31 protein-coding genes are annotated in these 15,013 nt (G+C 59.5%); 1 reads left to right on the top strand and 30 read right to left on the bottom strand.

Annotated elements, in window-relative coordinates:
• Nucleotides 1–34: 34 nt before the first annotated feature.
• The 29 genes from IEX85_RS22980 to IEX85_RS23115 all read right to left on the bottom strand — a co-directional run bounded on the left by IEX85_RS22980 (nucleotide 35) and on the right by IEX85_RS23115 (nucleotide 14,077).
• Entirely contained in the window at nucleotides 35–1,417 is a 1,383-nt protein-coding gene (locus tag IEX85_RS22980; protein WP_229722078.1) for a DUF4055 domain-containing protein, read from the bottom strand.
• Nucleotides 1,410–2,795, bottom strand: coding sequence for a PBSX family phage terminase large subunit (locus IEX85_RS22985; RefSeq protein WP_188862984.1), 1,386 nt, complete (start codon nucleotides 2,793–2,795; stop codon nucleotides 1,410–1,412). Before IEX85_RS22985 ends, IEX85_RS22980 begins: the two co-directional genes overlap by 8 nt.
• Nucleotides 2,767–3,210 (bottom strand): helix-turn-helix domain-containing protein, encoded by a 444-nt coding sequence (locus IEX85_RS22990; RefSeq protein WP_188862985.1) that lies wholly within the window; start codon nucleotides 3,208–3,210, stop codon nucleotides 2,767–2,769. The genes IEX85_RS22985 and IEX85_RS22990 overlap by 29 nt, the downstream gene beginning before the upstream one ends.
• Nucleotides 3,211–3,260: 50 nt before the next feature.
• Nucleotides 3,261–3,434, bottom strand: a complete 174-nt coding sequence (locus tag IEX85_RS22995) for a hypothetical protein (RefSeq protein ID WP_188862986.1) — start codon at nucleotides 3,432–3,434, stop codon at nucleotides 3,261–3,263.
• Nucleotides 3,431–4,090, bottom strand: a complete 660-nt coding sequence (locus IEX85_RS23000) for a lipase family protein (RefSeq protein WP_188862987.1) — start codon at nucleotides 4,088–4,090, stop codon at nucleotides 3,431–3,433. Before IEX85_RS23000 ends, IEX85_RS22995 begins: the two co-directional genes overlap by 4 nt.
• A complete protein-coding gene (locus IEX85_RS23005; RefSeq protein WP_188862988.1) occupies nucleotides 4,075–4,362 on the bottom strand; it encodes a hypothetical protein in 288 nt (95 codons plus the stop codon). The genes IEX85_RS23000 and IEX85_RS23005 overlap by 16 nt, the downstream gene beginning before the upstream one ends.
• On the bottom strand, nucleotides 4,362–4,820 hold the full coding sequence (locus IEX85_RS23010; protein ID WP_188862989.1) for a lysozyme: 459 nt from the start codon (nucleotides 4,818–4,820) through the stop codon (nucleotides 4,362–4,364). Before IEX85_RS23010 ends, IEX85_RS23005 begins: the two co-directional genes overlap by 1 nt.
• 68 nt (nucleotides 4,821–4,888) lie before the next feature.
• Nucleotides 4,889–5,074 (bottom strand): hypothetical protein, encoded by a 186-nt coding sequence (locus tag IEX85_RS23015; RefSeq protein WP_188862990.1) that lies wholly within the window; start codon nucleotides 5,072–5,074, stop codon nucleotides 4,889–4,891.
• Nucleotides 5,071–5,319 (bottom strand): hypothetical protein, encoded by a 249-nt coding sequence (locus tag IEX85_RS23020; RefSeq protein ID WP_188862991.1) that lies wholly within the window; start codon nucleotides 5,317–5,319, stop codon nucleotides 5,071–5,073. Before IEX85_RS23020 ends, IEX85_RS23015 begins: the two co-directional genes overlap by 4 nt.
• Nucleotides 5,320–5,526: 207 nt before the next feature.
• Entirely contained in the window at nucleotides 5,527–5,841 is a 315-nt protein-coding gene (locus IEX85_RS23025) for a hypothetical protein (RefSeq protein ID WP_188862992.1), read from the bottom strand.
• An 11-nt stretch (nucleotides 5,842–5,852) separates the two neighbouring features.
• The gene (locus IEX85_RS23030; RefSeq protein ID WP_188862993.1) at nucleotides 5,853–6,305 is read right to left on the bottom strand and encodes a hypothetical protein; all 453 of its coding nucleotides are present in this window, start codon (nucleotides 6,303–6,305) and stop codon (nucleotides 5,853–5,855) included.
• Between the two features lie 12 nt (nucleotides 6,306–6,317).
• Nucleotides 6,318–6,536: a hypothetical protein gene (locus IEX85_RS23035; RefSeq protein WP_188862994.1), complete on the bottom strand. Its 219-nt coding sequence runs from the start codon at nucleotides 6,534–6,536 to the stop codon at nucleotides 6,318–6,320.
• Between the two features lie 145 nt (nucleotides 6,537–6,681).
• Entirely contained in the window at nucleotides 6,682–6,978 is a 297-nt protein-coding gene (locus tag IEX85_RS23040) for a PDDEXK family nuclease (protein ID WP_229722080.1), read from the bottom strand.
• Nucleotides 6,979–7,025: 47 nt separating this feature from the next.
• The gene (locus tag IEX85_RS23045) at nucleotides 7,026–7,253 is read right to left on the bottom strand and encodes a hypothetical protein (RefSeq protein WP_188862996.1); all 228 of its coding nucleotides are present in this window, start codon (nucleotides 7,251–7,253) and stop codon (nucleotides 7,026–7,028) included.
• Nucleotides 7,250–7,555: a hypothetical protein gene (locus tag IEX85_RS23050; protein ID WP_188862997.1), complete on the bottom strand. Its 306-nt coding sequence runs from the start codon at nucleotides 7,553–7,555 to the stop codon at nucleotides 7,250–7,252. Before IEX85_RS23050 ends, IEX85_RS23045 begins: the two co-directional genes overlap by 4 nt.
• On the bottom strand, nucleotides 7,552–8,100 hold the full coding sequence (locus tag IEX85_RS23055; RefSeq protein WP_188862998.1) for an HD domain-containing protein: 549 nt from the start codon (nucleotides 8,098–8,100) through the stop codon (nucleotides 7,552–7,554). Before IEX85_RS23055 ends, IEX85_RS23050 begins: the two co-directional genes overlap by 4 nt.
• Nucleotides 8,097–8,222 carry a hypothetical protein gene (locus IEX85_RS24165; protein WP_268238112.1) on the bottom strand — a complete coding sequence of 42 codons (126 nt, stop codon included), beginning with the start codon at nucleotides 8,220–8,222 and terminating at the stop codon, nucleotides 8,097–8,099. The genes IEX85_RS23055 and IEX85_RS24165 overlap by 4 nt, the downstream gene beginning before the upstream one ends.
• Nucleotides 8,219–8,485 (bottom strand): hypothetical protein, encoded by a 267-nt coding sequence (locus IEX85_RS23060; protein ID WP_188862999.1) that lies wholly within the window; start codon nucleotides 8,483–8,485, stop codon nucleotides 8,219–8,221. Before IEX85_RS23060 ends, IEX85_RS24165 begins: the two co-directional genes overlap by 4 nt.
• A gap of 3 nt (nucleotides 8,486–8,488) precedes the next feature.
• Nucleotides 8,489–8,881 (bottom strand): DUF968 domain-containing protein, encoded by a 393-nt coding sequence (locus IEX85_RS24290; RefSeq protein WP_444543284.1) that lies wholly within the window; start codon nucleotides 8,879–8,881, stop codon nucleotides 8,489–8,491.
• Nucleotides 8,808–9,476 carry an AP2 domain-containing protein gene (locus IEX85_RS23070; RefSeq protein WP_188863001.1) on the bottom strand — a complete coding sequence of 223 codons (669 nt, stop codon included), beginning with the start codon at nucleotides 9,474–9,476 and terminating at the stop codon, nucleotides 8,808–8,810. Before IEX85_RS23070 ends, IEX85_RS24290 begins: the two co-directional genes overlap by 74 nt.
• Before the next feature lie 125 nt (nucleotides 9,477–9,601).
• Nucleotides 9,602–10,042 (bottom strand): recombination protein NinB, encoded by a 441-nt coding sequence (locus IEX85_RS23075; RefSeq protein WP_229722081.1) that lies wholly within the window; start codon nucleotides 10,040–10,042, stop codon nucleotides 9,602–9,604.
• A complete protein-coding gene (locus IEX85_RS23080; RefSeq protein WP_188863002.1) occupies nucleotides 10,035–10,217 on the bottom strand; it encodes a hypothetical protein in 183 nt (60 codons plus the stop codon). Before IEX85_RS23080 ends, IEX85_RS23075 begins: the two co-directional genes overlap by 8 nt.
• Nucleotides 10,214–10,531, bottom strand: coding sequence for a hypothetical protein (locus IEX85_RS23085; RefSeq protein ID WP_188863003.1), 318 nt, complete (start codon nucleotides 10,529–10,531; stop codon nucleotides 10,214–10,216). The genes IEX85_RS23080 and IEX85_RS23085 overlap by 4 nt, the downstream gene beginning before the upstream one ends.
• 11 nt (nucleotides 10,532–10,542) lie before the next feature.
• On the bottom strand, nucleotides 10,543–11,403 hold the full coding sequence (locus IEX85_RS23090; protein ID WP_188863004.1) for an ATP-binding protein: 861 nt from the start codon (nucleotides 11,401–11,403) through the stop codon (nucleotides 10,543–10,545).
• The gene (locus tag IEX85_RS23095) at nucleotides 11,396–12,292 is read right to left on the bottom strand and encodes an LvrA C-terminal domain-related protein (protein WP_188863005.1); all 897 of its coding nucleotides are present in this window, start codon (nucleotides 12,290–12,292) and stop codon (nucleotides 11,396–11,398) included. The genes IEX85_RS23090 and IEX85_RS23095 overlap by 8 nt, the downstream gene beginning before the upstream one ends.
• A gap of 380 nt (nucleotides 12,293–12,672) precedes the next feature.
• On the bottom strand, nucleotides 12,673–12,903 hold the full coding sequence (locus IEX85_RS23100) for an SEC-C metal-binding domain-containing protein (protein ID WP_188863006.1): 231 nt from the start codon (nucleotides 12,901–12,903) through the stop codon (nucleotides 12,673–12,675).
• A 7-nt stretch (nucleotides 12,904–12,910) separates the two neighbouring features.
• The gene (locus IEX85_RS23105; protein WP_188863007.1) at nucleotides 12,911–13,144 is read right to left on the bottom strand and encodes an Acb2/Tad1 domain-containing protein; all 234 of its coding nucleotides are present in this window, start codon (nucleotides 13,142–13,144) and stop codon (nucleotides 12,911–12,913) included.
• A gap of 143 nt (nucleotides 13,145–13,287) precedes the next feature.
• Entirely contained in the window at nucleotides 13,288–13,722 is a 435-nt protein-coding gene (locus IEX85_RS23110) for a phage regulatory CII family protein (RefSeq protein WP_188863008.1), read from the bottom strand.
• A gap of 142 nt (nucleotides 13,723–13,864) precedes the next feature.
• The gene (locus tag IEX85_RS23115) at nucleotides 13,865–14,077 is read right to left on the bottom strand and encodes a helix-turn-helix transcriptional regulator (protein WP_188863009.1); all 213 of its coding nucleotides are present in this window, start codon (nucleotides 14,075–14,077) and stop codon (nucleotides 13,865–13,867) included.
• A 103-nt stretch (nucleotides 14,078–14,180) separates the two neighbouring features.
• Between IEX85_RS23115 and IEX85_RS23120 the strand changes: the two genes are divergently transcribed.
• Nucleotides 14,181–14,591 carry a helix-turn-helix domain-containing protein gene (locus IEX85_RS23120; protein ID WP_188863010.1) on the top strand — a complete coding sequence of 137 codons (411 nt, stop codon included), beginning with the start codon at nucleotides 14,181–14,183 and terminating at the stop codon, nucleotides 14,589–14,591.
• Here IEX85_RS23120 and IEX85_RS23125 read toward each other — a convergent pair.
• Nucleotides 14,588–14,782 carry a hypothetical protein gene (locus tag IEX85_RS23125; protein WP_188863011.1) on the bottom strand — a complete coding sequence of 65 codons (195 nt, stop codon included), beginning with the start codon at nucleotides 14,780–14,782 and terminating at the stop codon, nucleotides 14,588–14,590. The two genes, IEX85_RS23120 and IEX85_RS23125, sit on opposite strands and share 4 nt — an antisense overlap.
• Nucleotides 14,783–15,013 lie beyond the last annotated feature (231 nt).

The raw sequence follows: 15,013 nt of genomic DNA on the forward strand, positions 1-15,013 counted from the left end.
GTCGTCCGACCGATCAGTTGCCCCGTCCAGGGCGTTACATATCCCCGCTGGGGACTTCGTTTAGTAGCCGCTCGCTTTCGCGCTCGACGGTAAATTCAGGGCTCAGTGCGCCGCGGCGCTTGCTCTCTTCCCAAAGGGTTTCTGCCGACAGGTCGCCCTCTTTGCGCATCTCGCGCAGGTGGGTCAGCGACTCGATGTCGTCGTCGTCGGCAATGAAATCGGTGAAGATACTGACCTCGGCCTGGTGCTCGATACCGAGCCACATAGCGGTCAGGACAAACGCCTGTTCCAGCGCATCCTTGAGCTGCATCGCCCAGGCCTGCGCGGCGCTGTTGCCCTTGCTGGAGGCGAAGGAGGCGGCGATCACGGTCAGGTTACCGCTCTGAGCGGTCAGCGGCTGACGGCCCAGTTCGCGCAGTTCCTTGGCGGTGGCGGCAACATCCTCGGCCAGGAATCGCAGCGTCTGCGCATCGGTGCCGATCCACTTCCACTCGCCGTGGGTGCCGTCCGTATTGGGTGGCGCGTACAGCACCGCCTGCGGGCCGACCGGCACAGGGACCGGGTTGCCAGCGGCATCGGTGGGCGGTTCGACGCCATTACCGGCCAGCATCGGGAAGCAGGTCAGCGTCTTGATGTGCTTGAGCGCGGTTTCCTGCTGGTACAACTCGACCTGAAGATCGGCGGCGTCCTTCATCGGCGGCAGGAACTGCCACGCCTTGCCCTTCCTGCGCCCAGTGACGAACGGCACCATCGGGATCTGCTTGATGGTCAGGATGCCCTCATCCTCGAGCACCCAGTCACCCTTATCGTCCTCGACCTCGACACGCCAGGTCACCGCGGCGCCGTCACGCTCAAACGTCCGTACCCGGCCCTTCGCCTCAAGGATGGCAACCAGCGTCAGCTGCTCGCGCCCCTCGATGATCTCAGACTCGATATTGAGCACGTTGTCGGCCGGCACATGGACCCAGTACGGGCGCACCCCGGCGGCGCGCTCCTCGGCGACCGTGCGCAACCCTTCGGCCCGGGTGTAATCGACCAGGATCCAGTCGATCGCCTTGTTGATGCCGTTGAAGAACGTCTCGGCGGCGAACACGTGCAGGTGGTTGCCGCGGCCATCGATATCCTCAACGATCGATTTCACCCGATCTGGGGTTGTATCGCCCGTTAGCGCCACCTCCCGGCTGAACGGCTTCTGCGCCAGCCCTTCCACCACGTCGCGATAGACGTTTGTGTACTTGGCAGACGTCAGGCGGAAGGCGTAATCCTTGTCACTCTCGTTCGGGAACTTCGGCAGGTACAGCTGCCCGGCGGCGATCATAGCGTCGCGGCCCTCGACAATGGCGTTTACCTTGTCCCAATACGGGGACATCGCCTTGTAGTCAGGGCTTTTCCAGTCGGGCTTTTTATCGTCAGCCATTGCCATAAGTTCCAAATATCGGTGAGCGCTTGGCGCTTTCCATCGCCAGATGCGAACAAGCGCCCATGATGAAGGCGTCCGCCAGGTTCGGTGAGGCGATGCCGCGTTTCGCCAGATTCTCTTTCGACTCGACCATATCCAGGCCGCGCTTGCTGTAGGACTTGCGCGGGCTGCAGAGCTCGGTCTTCAACCGCTCCAGCTTGTCGAGGTCGCCGCGGATGCAGATCAGCTCGCTGGGCTCGTACTGCACGCCCTTGTTGACCGCGTTGAAGGTGTTGCGCAACCGGTCGGCGACGTCCTGCCAGGCTTGTGCCTTCAGGTTCTCGAACTTCTCGTCGTTCTTGATCTTCGGCGCGTATTCGGCCTTGGGATTAACCACCGCCGCGCCGGCGTTGAACTTGAAGTAACCGGCCTGGATGTTCATGTTGCGCAGCGTTGAGCCCACATGCGCACCGACCCCGATGGAGTCGTACAGCATCCGACCACCCTGGACGTGCGCCCATGCCCGCTTGGCGGACTCGGCCAGTTCATCCTCTGGGGCCTTCCACTCATCCAGTTCGATACAGATGGCGCCATTGAAGATCGCGGCAGCGTTCTTGTCCTCGCCACTGTCGGCCACGTCGTAGCCCACACAGCGAGCGCCGGTCAGATCCAGCCCCAGCTTCCGGTCAGCATCGATGGCCGCCTCGATCCAGGAGCGCTTGATCACCGCCGCGTCGTCATCGGAGCGCGGCACCCCCAGATAGACGTGCTCGTACTCGTCCCAGTCCTCTTCCCGTTTCGCCGCGATCACCTTTTTCATGGTGTCGGACAGGAACGGGTTATCGGGGTAGTTGACCAGCCGGGCTCGGGTACTGGGCGGCGGGTTGACGATGAACCGCTGGTAGATGAAATCCGTCATCAGCTTCGGGTTGAAGCTGATCCAGACCTCCGAGCCGTCCTTTCGAATCGTCGGCTCCAAGATCTCCCACTGCTCCCTGGTGAGGTTGTGCGCTTCCTCGATCCAGAGGATGTCCGCACCCTCGAAACTCTTGATCTCGTCGGTGTTGCGCTCGATACCGTAGAAGGCGAAGTCCGAGCCGTTGGCGTGGCGGATCTCGTTCGATAGCACTTCAAACCCACCGAGCTTGAAGTTCTCGATCTGGGCGCCGATCAGGGTGTAGACCGAGTCCTTGATCTTGTTCTGATACCGCCGCACACACAGGAACCGGGTGCGGCACTGCTGGGCAATGCTCCCAGCCATACCAGCGAACTCCCAGGACTTCGAACTGGCCCGGCCGCCGTACAGGACGCGGTTTCGAGCCTTGATGAAGTTCTGAGGCGCCGGCACCCCGTCCCGAAACCAGAAGTCACGAAGATTCGGATTCAGGCTGGCCATACATCTCAGAGAAGGACTTGATCGTCTCGCCGTTGCTGGTGTGGTCGACGTGCTGCTTGTCGCGCCACTTCTCAGGCTGCCGGTTCTTCAGCCAGAAGATCGCGGCTGTCGTATCTGGGGCGTACCGCTCTGTGTACGGCACTACCATTTCCTCGCCGCCGTTGTTGAAGATCTTCACGGCGTCGTGCTCGTAACCGGTGGCGCGTTTGTAGAGGCGATCGGCGACAGTGGCGTCAGCCAACTGCTTTCCGCTTTTTATGGACCCCATAAACTCTGCGTGGGCCTTTTTCCAGTTGTCGATAGTGGTCTCTGCCACCTCGAAGAAATCAGCCAGATCCTTGTCGGTCGCACCCAGCAGGCATAGCTTGCGAGCCTGCTCTGCGAACTCCGCTTTGTATCGTGTTGGTCGTGCCATATCGTCGGCCCTCTCCCGGGCTATTCATGCCCAGACTGCCAGGCCAATCGTTACGCTTCCCGCACCCGCTTGATCTCAGCCTCCAGCCGATCGATCTCGGCGGCCAGTTGCAGGATCTTCGATTCGTTCCGAACCTCCGGCGCCATCAGCATCAGCTGGGTGCGCTGGTCTTCCAGATCCCAGATCTGCATGCGCAGGGCGTTGCAGTGCTCGCGCGTCGTCATGCTGTCACCAGTTCCTGAGCAGCCATGGACTCGACGTAGGCCTCAATCTGGTGGCTCTCCCGCGGGCCCAACCCCTCAGTCTCAAGGATCGTGCGCGGTACGGTGCGGCCGTAGCCGGCAGCCTGTATCCAATCCCAACGGGTGCGGTATGACGTCGTCGGAATATTGAGCGCAGCGTAGTTGTCGCGACTACCCCAGTAGTGGCCGCCCGGCTCACCGAACAGCACCACCTCGTCGATCTGCCAGCCGTGCAGCTTCATCATACGGGCCAGTTGGGGCGCGATAGCGGCGCCCAGACTGTGGCCGGTCACGATGTAGCGGGTATTCGTCTTCTGCAGCGTGGTGCGGTACCGGCGGAACCAGGTCAGGGCGGACCAACCGAAACCACTGTGCACCCAGGTGCGGCTGACCGGATCCTTCCAGGGGAAGAACCATAGGTCTCGGGCAACGTCCCGCAGATTGCTCAAGCCTTCCCAGGACCAGTTCCGCGGCCAGGCGTTGCTCCACTCCGTACCACGGACGGCCAGGATGATGACGTCGCCGCGATCCTCGATCAGCACATCCGTCTCGTGACGGGAGCGAACCTCAGGCCCGCGCGCGTCGTAAACCCGGCTGCAGAGGTGCGCCAGTTCGAGGTGGCTTACTTGCTTGGCCATTGGTAACTCTCCGCCAGCTTGCGCTCGTGACGCTTGCGAGCGCGATGCAGCGACCAATCCACATACATACGATGGAGTACGCCGATAGCGCCAAGCGCCATACAGCCGGCAGTGAGGTAGTCCATCGCCGACCATGCCGCAATGTCGGTGATCATATGAGCCGCCCAGCTGGCCTTCGGCTCTGCGTCGCCGACCTTTTGGGCGACATAGCCGGTGCCGCCAGCGCCGACGTATGTGCCATAGCTCATGACCTGGTCCTTGGTGATCATCATCACTGGCTGTCCTTCTGAATTCCGGACAAACACAGCGCGCGCTCTTCAGCGCGTCGATTGACCAGGCCGGGGAGTTTCATGCCCTGGGCGTAGACCCAGCGCGGGAGCTCGTTGCAGGCGCCTGTACGGTCACCTGCGTTGAGCTTGCGCAGCAGTGTGCTGCTTTTGAAGTTGCCGATGCCGACGTTGTAGGCGAAGGAGGTATAAGCCGCCTGCTCTTCATGGGAGAGCGGAACGGTTGTGGCGTTACTGACCTCAAGGCCGAACTCGACGATCTCATCTGTCAGGAATGCCTTGCACTCCTCCATGGTGGCCGTGTCGCCCATCTGCACATCTGTCGTGCGACCGAAACAGATGGTGGGCACTTTGCCATATGGATCCCAGTAAGCCGCCGTGCGCACCCCCTCGAATCCCGCCACAGCGGTCAGAGCTATGGCGAGCCAGGTTTTGCGTTGCATAGCGCTCCTCACGGATGGCGGTTATTCAGTCCCGGAGAGCCCCGGGTGGCGCGTGCCTCACGGCAGGATTACAGCTTGCAGGCGTCGCCGCAGTCGTTCATGTCGAGGCTGTCCAGTTCGATCTGCTCTTCGTAGGTCTCAGACAGACGCTCATGCAGCTGCTCGTCGTCTGACTCCAGAGTGGCGAACGATAACTCAGCCAGACGGTACCAGTTGAGGATGCGGCCAAGCTCTTCGGTTGTCAGGTCGTTCATACCGCCCTCCACTCTTCCGGGCTCATGGTGGTCTGGTACAGCGGAACGCCGCGGTACTGGGCGACGTACAGGCCCTGAATACTGGCCGGGTCAAAATTGAGCTCGACCGGTGTTTCGTCGCCGATCAGTTCGGGATGGCAGGCGCGCAGGTCTTCGATGTCGTCCGCTTCAAAGATGGCGAAGTCCAGATCGGGCAGTTCGCCGTCGATGGCTTCGTCGATGATGTCGAGGATCTCGTGACGCATGCGAACCTCCAACAAAAAGCCCGCGCTGTCGAAACAGTGCGGGCTGATTGTGCTGCGCTGGGCGGGCCTTTGCGCAGTCTCGGAACCGGGCAGGCCGGAAACGAAAAACCCGCCGGGAGGTGGCGGGTTTCTGCTACGGTCAGTGCTGACCAAGATAGCAAAAAGGATAGCGAATGTTCCGTGTTTCGTCCAGTTTACACTGGTAATTTATTCAGGCTGTTTGGGTGTACAGGATTCAACTGCCCGATCAGCCTCAGCTAACACCCGATTACAGCGGTCGATGGTTGAGTTTGGTTTTGGCACACCGCGCTCTTGGCAAATTTCCTCAATGCTACCAACAGCAATGCGCAACGCCTCGACCAGATCATCATGGTGGTTAATAGCGAAGGCAGCGGCGGCGAAGTCTTCTTCATCATCTAGCGAATACCCCTTCGCGTCCCGCAGGCAGTTATGCGTTCGCCCCTCATCATCGATGCGATCGTCAGGCCTTACTGGCAATCTAAAAAAATAACTCATTCCCATTAAAATCACCTTTACGCCGCTGCTTCATTGTCTCCGGAAATTACTTTAGCCCCCTCAGCCTCTCGCAGCCACTGCCCTAGCTTGACCATGGCATGGTAGCGTCGGTGTCGGTATTGCTTCAGCCTGACGCCCAGTTCCAGCGCGATGGCGTTATCCGTCCAATACCGCCCCGTCGCCGGGTTGATGGTGCCCGCATACCGGTGGTGCACGATCAGAGGAATGGAGTGCTTCGGATTCAGCCGACCGATCAGCGATTTAGCCAGCGGCAGCAGCGCGTGTGGCTCGCGCAGCCAACGGATCTCATTGATCATCTTCACGTCGGCTTGATCGTATCCGCCGCCGCCCGGCAGTCGCACGTCCCCGCGATAGTCCCGCGGCTGATGCCAGCCAGCCTCTGCGTCCGTGCTGAGCAGCCAGCCCAGATAGACCTCGACCAGTTTCTCTACGCGCTTACTGTCGCTCATGATCGCCTCTCCTTATGCCTGTTCTCTGATTGACCGGTAAGCCTGTTCGCACCCTTCCGACTTGATCGGCTTGCGCACCGAGTCAGCCAGCCCTCTCGAAAGCACCTCACAGCTGCGCCGCAGCGTGTTGACCTCCTTGCGTTCATGCCTCCACACCACCACGCCGCCGATCATGGCGCCGAGACCGATGGCGCAGGCCGTCAGAACCACAAGGAACGTTGAGTCGATCATGGCTTCCTCCGCTGCTTGTTTACGAAGTCGACGTCGACCACCTTCTGGTCGACCTCGTCTGCGTTTGCCGCCGGACGCTCCGGGGCCGGCCGCTCAGATGGCAGCCAGCCCCAGAACCGGAACCAGGCACACCACAGGCGGATCATCAGAAGGCCTCCCTGATCCATTCACCCTTCTTATGCTGAACGGCGATGAATCGAAATTCCGGGAACTGGGCCGCGGCGACCTTGATCTTCACGCGAGCATCGTCTTCCCAGTAGCCCTTCACCTCGTGCAGTTCAATCTCGCCCGTCTCGTCGTTAACCACCTGGAAGTCCGGGGTATAGAACGTCCGATCAGCCAGGCGCAGCTTGACCGCCTCGAATCGAGCGCTGCGGTAAGTGCCGGCGGCGACAGCAGGCTCAAGCACCTCGGACTGGTACCGAGCTTCGGTCTTGTTCATGGCGCCAGGCGTCTGTCTTGGCCTTGGTCGCGCCTTCCTTGCCTGCCTCATGCCGCTCGCTCCAGCCGTTTCGCCACCCACGCCACTGCGGCCCGCGCACCCCGCCCCAGATCCCGCTCCAGACGCTCGCAAGTTTCCGTCAGATCCTCGCGGGTGATGCCCATCTTCTGCGCGATCTTGAGCAGATCCATTGCCGCGGCTTCACTCTGCGCCTCGAACAGGGCCCGGGTAATGGCCACGCGGTCGCCTGCTGTGAATATGCCGATATCGATCATGCCGCACCTCCGTCAACCTTGGCCTCTACCTTCGCCAACCACTCTTCGACGCGGTTAATCCGAGCACGAAGCTCCTCGTTCTCTGCGACCAGCCTGCTCTGCTCCTGCTGCTGCAGCCTGAGCATTGAGAGTGTGCTGCTGGCGAATTCCGCGTGATGCTCGTTCGTCACGGCTACCGGCTTGAGTGCTTCCGGTCTGGCTCGCTTGTTGGCGGGCAGGACGCCGAGCGCGAAGGCCGCCATGTAGGCAAATAAACACCCTATGGCAAGCACGAATGCGATTGGTATGACTTGCTCGATCATGCAGCACCCCCATCATCAGACCGCTCGCCACTCAGCAAAGCGACAGCATCAGCCCAGACCTTCCATGCCGCGGCCAGCAGATCAGGGTCAGCCTTATCCATTACCTCCAGCAGCGCGCGCTTTTCCTTCAAGTACACGCGCGCAAACTCCTTGTCGTGGACGACGATGCTGCCAGTATTCGAAATCAGGTCGGCACATTTGATGGTTTGCACTCGGTGGCAGCCGTTAGCGATGTGCAGTCGATCGATCGCCTTGCGTCGCTCCCTGTTGCCATCGGCGGGCTTGCTCACATCGGTCAGGCCAGATACAAGGCGCGCCACCTCATAACCAAAATTGTCGTGAACATCTGCAAGCCTGACCTCTGTATCTTCAACCACGTCATGGAGCCATGCTGCTGTGATCATGTGCTGCTCGCCGGTCGCAGTCGCAACGATTCCGGCCACTTCAGCTAGATGCTTCCAGTACGGTTCGCCGGTGTACTTACGCACTTGCCCGCTATGCGCCTGAATGGCAAACCGCATCGCCTCAATCGCAGACCTGTTCATGCAGCACCCCCGTCGTCAGGCCATTCACCGTCATCATCCCGACCCGCCATGCCTTTGATCTCAGCCCAGACGATGGCGGCGATCACCAGTACGATGCCGCCTATGATGTATTCCCAGTTCATGCCTCAACCTCCCACCCGCCGTTCGCCTGATAAACGCGACCAGTAGCGACCGTCGCCTCGATGAACGCCGTAAACGCCTCATGGTCGACGATCACGCCGTGGTTATCGCCCATGCCGGGCACAGGCTGCGTGCCGGGGAAGGCGCGCTTCATGGCGGCAATGAATTGCATGTAGGAGAACGACTCTCCTTCAGTGCCGCCAGCCCGCAGGTACGCCAAATAACGCGGGTTCGTGGCGCTAGTGATCTGTGCCAGGTCGTTCATGCCCTACCTCCCCCAGTCCTGAACAGCCTCGACCACCTCTGCCGGCGGCAGGATCGGTGCCTGTTCGATCAGTTCAAGCCACAGGTCCGCCTGTGTCCCAAACCGCTCCCGAAAGACGCGCCGACTTCCCTGCGTCACCACGCCGTCGTGGAATTCGCAAAGCGGCAAGATGAACCAGTGGCCGCACTTAACCTTGTTGTGCGCCCATGTGGCACCCTCACAGTGATGAGCAACACAGGGCCAACTCTGGCAAACGACGCACGCCTGCTGCTTCACCCATGACATGAACTTTCGCTCCAGGGCGGTCGGCCCTGGGCTTTGTTTAGTTGGGCGACGCCGCATTGTTCGACCCCCAATATTTGATCTCTGCCGCCCTTCTGGCCCTGATAGCCTCATCCAAGCTGTCGAATAGACCGATGTAGATCTGCTTGTAGTTGTGGCAAATATCGACTCGGAACTTATTGCCGTGCTTTCGCACTCCCTTTACGCCCGTCGATCCATTCCTTGTCGATCGATTCTCAGCTTGCTGCTTGTCGGTTGCCCATCGGCAGTTTTCTTTGCAGTAACCGAGAGCGCCATCGATGCGATCAAGCGTCAGACCATCAGGGCACTCTCCCATATCATCGAAAAATGCCTGGTAATCATTCGCCCAACGATCACAGACGGAAATACCAGCACCACCGTATCTTGGATAAGCAATATCGTTCTGGTTAAAACACCGATTCTTCATGCCCTTCCAGATTTGATACGTCCTCGTGCCGACACCGCCATGCCTTGTTTTGCTCCTCGAAATCAGTTCATTCCTTACACACCCGCAACTTGTCGACGCACCTGAACGTAAGTGGCCGCCCTGCACCGCCTTGACGACTCCGCATGAGCATTGGCACCGGTGGTGCCATTTTCCGTAGCGCTTCTCAAAGTACGCCGACACGACTGTGTAGTTTCCGAATACATCGCCGTCGCTGATATTTCTTGAGTTCGACTTACCCATAGCTAGTATCTCCATGGCGGTCTGCGATTGATGGCCCCGGCTGTTTGCAGATCACGCACGGTTGCTCTTTTACCCATGCCAGAAAGCGCTTCTCGGCTGCGTTCGGGCCGCGGGTTTGGCCGGCTTTACGCTGCATTGGTGGCCTCCCGATACTGCTCATACGCCCGCATCGCCGACTCGCTCCATTTCACGCCTTGCTCGGCGCCGAAGGCATACATGAGCTCGATCAGCTGGCTGAAGGTCTCTTTCTTCATCTTGCTGGTCGAGACACCCAGCACCACGAAACCGCCCTCGATGCCCGGCACGGCGCGCTGCTTCACCAGTCCGGCAGTCATGACGTGCTTCCAGTCCTCCGGACTCAGCTTCTCGCCATACCACTCCACCTGGTTGCTCAGGTCGGTCAGCATGGGCCACATCTTGGCGTTCTGGCTCAGGCTGCGCTTCTGGCGCCCCAGGGTGACAATCACCGTGCCGCCAGCCAGGCCTTTCTTCACCAGTTCCCAGACGCGGTTCATCTGCGGAACCAGATCCTCGGCGCCATCTATGCGGATTTGAATGTCAGCCACGATCCAACTCCCCCACCTCGCGCAGATGCTTCGCCAACACCTCTACCGCCTCGGCGCGCATGCCCTTCTGCAGCAGATCCATGAGCCTCTGATCGATATCCCGCTCTTTGCGAAGGGCGCGCTCCAGCCGCTTGTTGTTCTCGATTAGGCATCGTTCGACATAGGTCTCGCTCATACCGCCTCCCCCGCCAGCTTGACGTACTCGTTGATCGGCATCACAACCAGCGGCGTGCGGCCATACGGCAGAATCAGGTGTGCGGTATCGACTTCGCCCGGGTTGTTCTGCAGCGACCGCAACTTGATTTCGGGCATGTTCGGCATACCGGCGGTTGCGGTATCAATCCCGGCGCGGCGCAGCCTTGTCAGTAGGTACTTGCGATCGACTTCCCACTTATCGGCAATCTCATCCCAGGACATGCCGCCGGCGCGCAGGCCAATGATCAGCGGGAAGTCTTCGACCGGCACTTTGATTTCGGTTCGGATATCCATGTCACTCTCCCTCAGTCACTGCTCGGAAGCGGCCGCGGGCTCGCCGGCGCTTTCACCTGGTCAGCGCACGGCAGACCATCATCGTCGACCACCTGGCCGCGATAGCTGTCCCAGTCGAACACGACCAGCTTGCCGCCACCCTCGCGCAGGCGGTCCATGGCGCGCTCGCCGATGAAGGCCTTTATCTCGGTGGCGGTCAGGTTCGACAGCAGTACGGTCGGGGCGAAGACGCTGTTGCGCTCGTTCAGCACCTCGAACAGCAGATGCTCCTCGGACTCGGTACCGCGCTGGATGCCCACCTCGTCGATGATCAGAAGATCGACGTCACGCAGGGAGTCGATGACCTGCTGCTCGGTGTGCTCGGAGTCGCGACGGTAGGTCTCGCGGATCTTGCGGATCATCTTCGAGACGGTGATGAACACGGCGGTATGGCCCTGGCCGATGAGCTGGTTGGCAATAGCGCAAGCCAGATGGGTTTTCCCGGTCCCGGGGCGGCCAGTCATGATCAAGCCGGCACCGGTGCGCTGGAATTCGTGGAAGTTGTCCGCGAAGCGCTGGCAGGCGGTCAGTGCGCGGACCTGACCCTCGTCCTTGGCTCGGTAGTTGGCGAAGGTCCGGGTCTGGTACTTCGCCGGGATCTCGCTGGCCGACAGACGGCGCTCCAGCATCCGGCGCTCGTGCTCGATGCGGTTGCGGCGGAATTCCTGCTCCCGGGCGTCGCGATCACGCTCATCGCGCTCGCGGTCGATCTCGGCCTGGCACTGCGGGCAGTTGTTTTCGATCTCGCGGCCGCAGAACTTGGTGACTTCCAGCGTCCAGTCCAGGTCGTGCTTCTCGCAGTGGCGGGGTTCTGTGCGAACGGTATCAAACATGGTCGAAGCCCTCCGCGCCGCTGTAGTAATCCACCTGGTCGAAGCTGGGGGTCGGGCGGCGATTAGGTTGAGGCGTCTCAATGGGCTGCAATTCATCATCCCAGCACTTGCCGTTCAGCCAGGTGCTTGGGTTCTTCCACTGCGGCATCCACTGGCCCGCAGCCTTCGCCTCAGCCCGGTGCGCGACCTGCGCCTCGAGTGCGGTTAGGATTTTGTTGGTCAGGGTTTCGTCGGGGTTGAGTTTGCTGAATGTTATTTCAGCCTGCCCCTTGCTGGTTTTGTTCGGATAGGCCGACCAGAATCGATTGAAGGATTCCGCATCGAATTTCACACGCGGAGCGCGTTCACGCGCGTTGCTCTTTTCTTTGCTTTTAGTCTTTACCTTGTCTTCTTGTATAGTGGCCCTTTTGCTTGGCCCTTTTGTGGCCCCGTTGTTGGCCGACTCCTTGGCCCCGATATTGCTGGAGGCCGCGCCATTGCTGGGATTGCCTTGGCCCTCTGCTTGGCCCTCTGCTTGGCCCGAAACCGTTGGCCCTGCTTGGCCCCGTTTTTCCTGAAATTCACTGTATTTGCATACAGTAAAAACGGTGCCGGCGCGGCTGCTGGTCTTGGTCAGCATGCCCTCGTCGACGAAGTAATCGAGGATGCCGCGCATGGTTTTCTCGGTGGTGCCGACGATCTGCGCCAGGGCCTTGCGACCGGAGATAAACTGGCCCGCCTGGAGCACGACCGACTGATTGCCCAGCATGGTCTTGTGCGGCTTATGGGAGGCCATCAGGAGGATGTGCACCCAGGTCGACATGAACTCGGGACGATGCGCAAACGCACACTCCTGGAGCGTGCGAAAGAGCTTGATGTAACCCGTATCGGGCGTCTCGTCGTGCTCCATACGACCCCTATCGAATTGCAGTATCTGCGCTGTCTGGTGCATAATGACCTCTCTCTTGGGAACCCCCGTTGCGTGCTGCCCAGCACTTCCGCTTCGGGGGTTTTCTTTTGGGTGTTCGGTTTTAAATGCGGCGACCGGACGCGACAGTTACCCGGTTAACGCGATGTTTCACCGCATCCGACAGGGCTCTAACTGGGCCATCCAGCAGGCTGAGCTTAATGGACTAAGAGATCGTCAAAGCCCTGTCGCGATGCGCTTTGTGGAGCGGTTCGGTCTAGTTGAAAGCTCGGCAGGATCGGCACAGAGATCGCTGATTGAGTTTCCCGAACCGCTCTACAAAGAGCCCTGCGGTCAACTACGACGCCGCAGGTCGCCACTGCTTAGCTGTAACTAGACCAGCAACACTTCTTGAACTTGCTACCGCTGCCGCACGGGCAGGGCTGATTGCGCATCCAGTTCTTGCGCCGACCGTTCGACATAGGCTTTAGGGTTCTGGCTTCGTGATCGGATAGCTCGACTAGTCGCTGGTCACGCTGAGCCAAATCCTTCTTAAACGCCCGCAGCGCTTCTTCTGAATCGAAGTGGTGAATCTGTCCGGTGTCGATGTTCATGGCAGCCTCAGAAGAAATCCGGCTTTGCGATTGATCGAGTCAGCGCCATAAAGCCTTTTTGCAAATCAGTGCGGCCAATGCTGAACCACCGTTGATCCGCAGCGCTGTCACCCTGCAGCGCTGCCAGTTCGTCGCAGAGGTCGCCAACTTCCGCCGCCTTCTCCTTGATCTTGTTCATCATGTCGATCTCTTCCTGTGAGAGTTCGCGATACCCTTTGATCTTGCGGTGCTGGTTTTCCATCGATAACTCCTGCTTGGTTGTAAAAAGCCCCGGCGTTAACCGGGGAAGGCTCTCTGGAAGGGATGCAGCGAGCCAGGGTATAAAAAGGACCGCGGTTAAACGGTCAGGGTTATGCGGCCGTGCTGGAAAACCGCACAACAGGCTTACTGGTAATCGGTTACCGCCTTGCGCAGCGTCATCAGGGCGCTGATCGCTTCGTCTATCTCGTGGTGGCACTTCTCGCGTTCGCGGGCGGTCAGGCGCTTGTCAGCCATGGCGGTCTCCACGGCGCGCACTACATCGCCGTGCTCACTGGCGGCCTTAATCGTCGCCATCATCAAGCAGCCGGATTCTTCTGCGCCGGTGGCCAGCACCTGAACCCCGCCCACTTCCATGGCCATCGCTTCCAGGATGCGGGTCGAGCCGCTGGCCTTCATGAGGGCGACAGCTTCGTGGACATTCAGCTTGTTGTGCTCGCAGGCCTCATTGGCTTTGTTCAGCAGTACCTGGTGGCCGATACCGATCTCGACGGCCAACGCCTTTGCCGGTTTGCTGGAGTCGTGAACGGTGCTGCTGATGGCGGAGTAAATGTGGTCCATTGCCGGGCGTTCCCTTTACATGCTTTTTCGTGGCGTCAACTGGTTATGCTGAGGTTATGCAACACGGAGCGTTGCTATGCTCTCGGAACGACCACCCACCTAATGGGGAGGTGATGCCATGCGCACAACAACTCAGGCACGATCAGGCCGCCGTGGTCATTTCAGGTGCCGGGAACAGCTCTTCCACCGACACCCCCAGAATTGCCGCGTACTCGGCCGCGACATAAACGTCAGGTGTGCGCGCGCCAGTTTCGTGATGGCCAACCGCGCCCTGAGAAATTGGCGTTTTCAGCAGTGCGCCAAGCTGCGTCTGCGTCAGCCCCTTCTCTTTCCGGTAGTGCTTCAACTTGTTCATACCGTTCACCGTAGGATTCCAATCCCCTAAACAATACGTCACGTGCTTTTAAAGAACAAGACGTATTTATCGAAATACTACGCAGCGTGTTATAAATGCGGCTATGAATACGATTGGCGAAAAAATCAAAATTGCCCGGGAATCGGCCGGACTGAGCCAGCGCGAGCTTGCAGAGATGTGCGAGTTTGAGGCGGGTCAAGGCCGGATCGGAAACTACGAACGGGGTGTGCGATCGCCGTCAGTGCAGGATCTTCAGATCATCGCTAAGGCCGTCAGCCGAAGCATGTCATGGTTTTTCGATGAGGATTCAAACGGGCTGATCACAGACATCGCGCTGATGCGCCACGTGATCGAAATGATTCTGGAGGTTGAGCAGGAAGAAGGCTGTAAATTCACGCCAACGCAGAAGGCGCGCATGGCGATTGCGCTTTATAACGACTCAATTCGCCGTCATCGCTCGGCAACAGATCTGCACATGAATGATCTGTTGCCCATCCTTGAAGCAGTAAACTAATCCCCCATTAGGCCGTGCCGCTTGGCATATTCGCGGAAGTCGGCCTTCCATGCCGCCAGCTTCAATCCCTTGATCTCGCTACCACTGGGCATAGCTTCTATTGTGGCGCGCTGCTCGAGCAGACGCATACCCTCGTGAACCTTCCGGGCCTGGCTGTCCAGGTGGATGATATTTGACGCGCGTTCCTTCACTACCCCGCCTCCATGAGCCAACAGTACTGTATAAACATACAGTAGCTTTGAATAAAATTCCATTACACAGAGTAAGTCTACTCACCTGCTGCAAACCCTGTTTTGGTGCGCTGCGCGGCGCCTGCACTATACTGACCGTCATGGTCGCTGTGTCAAAAGTGCGCTGCAATACCCCACTGGCTGTACGCTTATTGGGGCGCTAGAGCGCTAAACGCTGCACTCCTGCAGCCT

This window comes from Marinobacterium nitratireducens (assembly GCF_014645375.1).
GTDB classification, from domain to species: Bacteria; Pseudomonadota; Gammaproteobacteria; order Pseudomonadales; family Balneatricaceae; genus Marinobacterium_A; species Marinobacterium_A nitratireducens.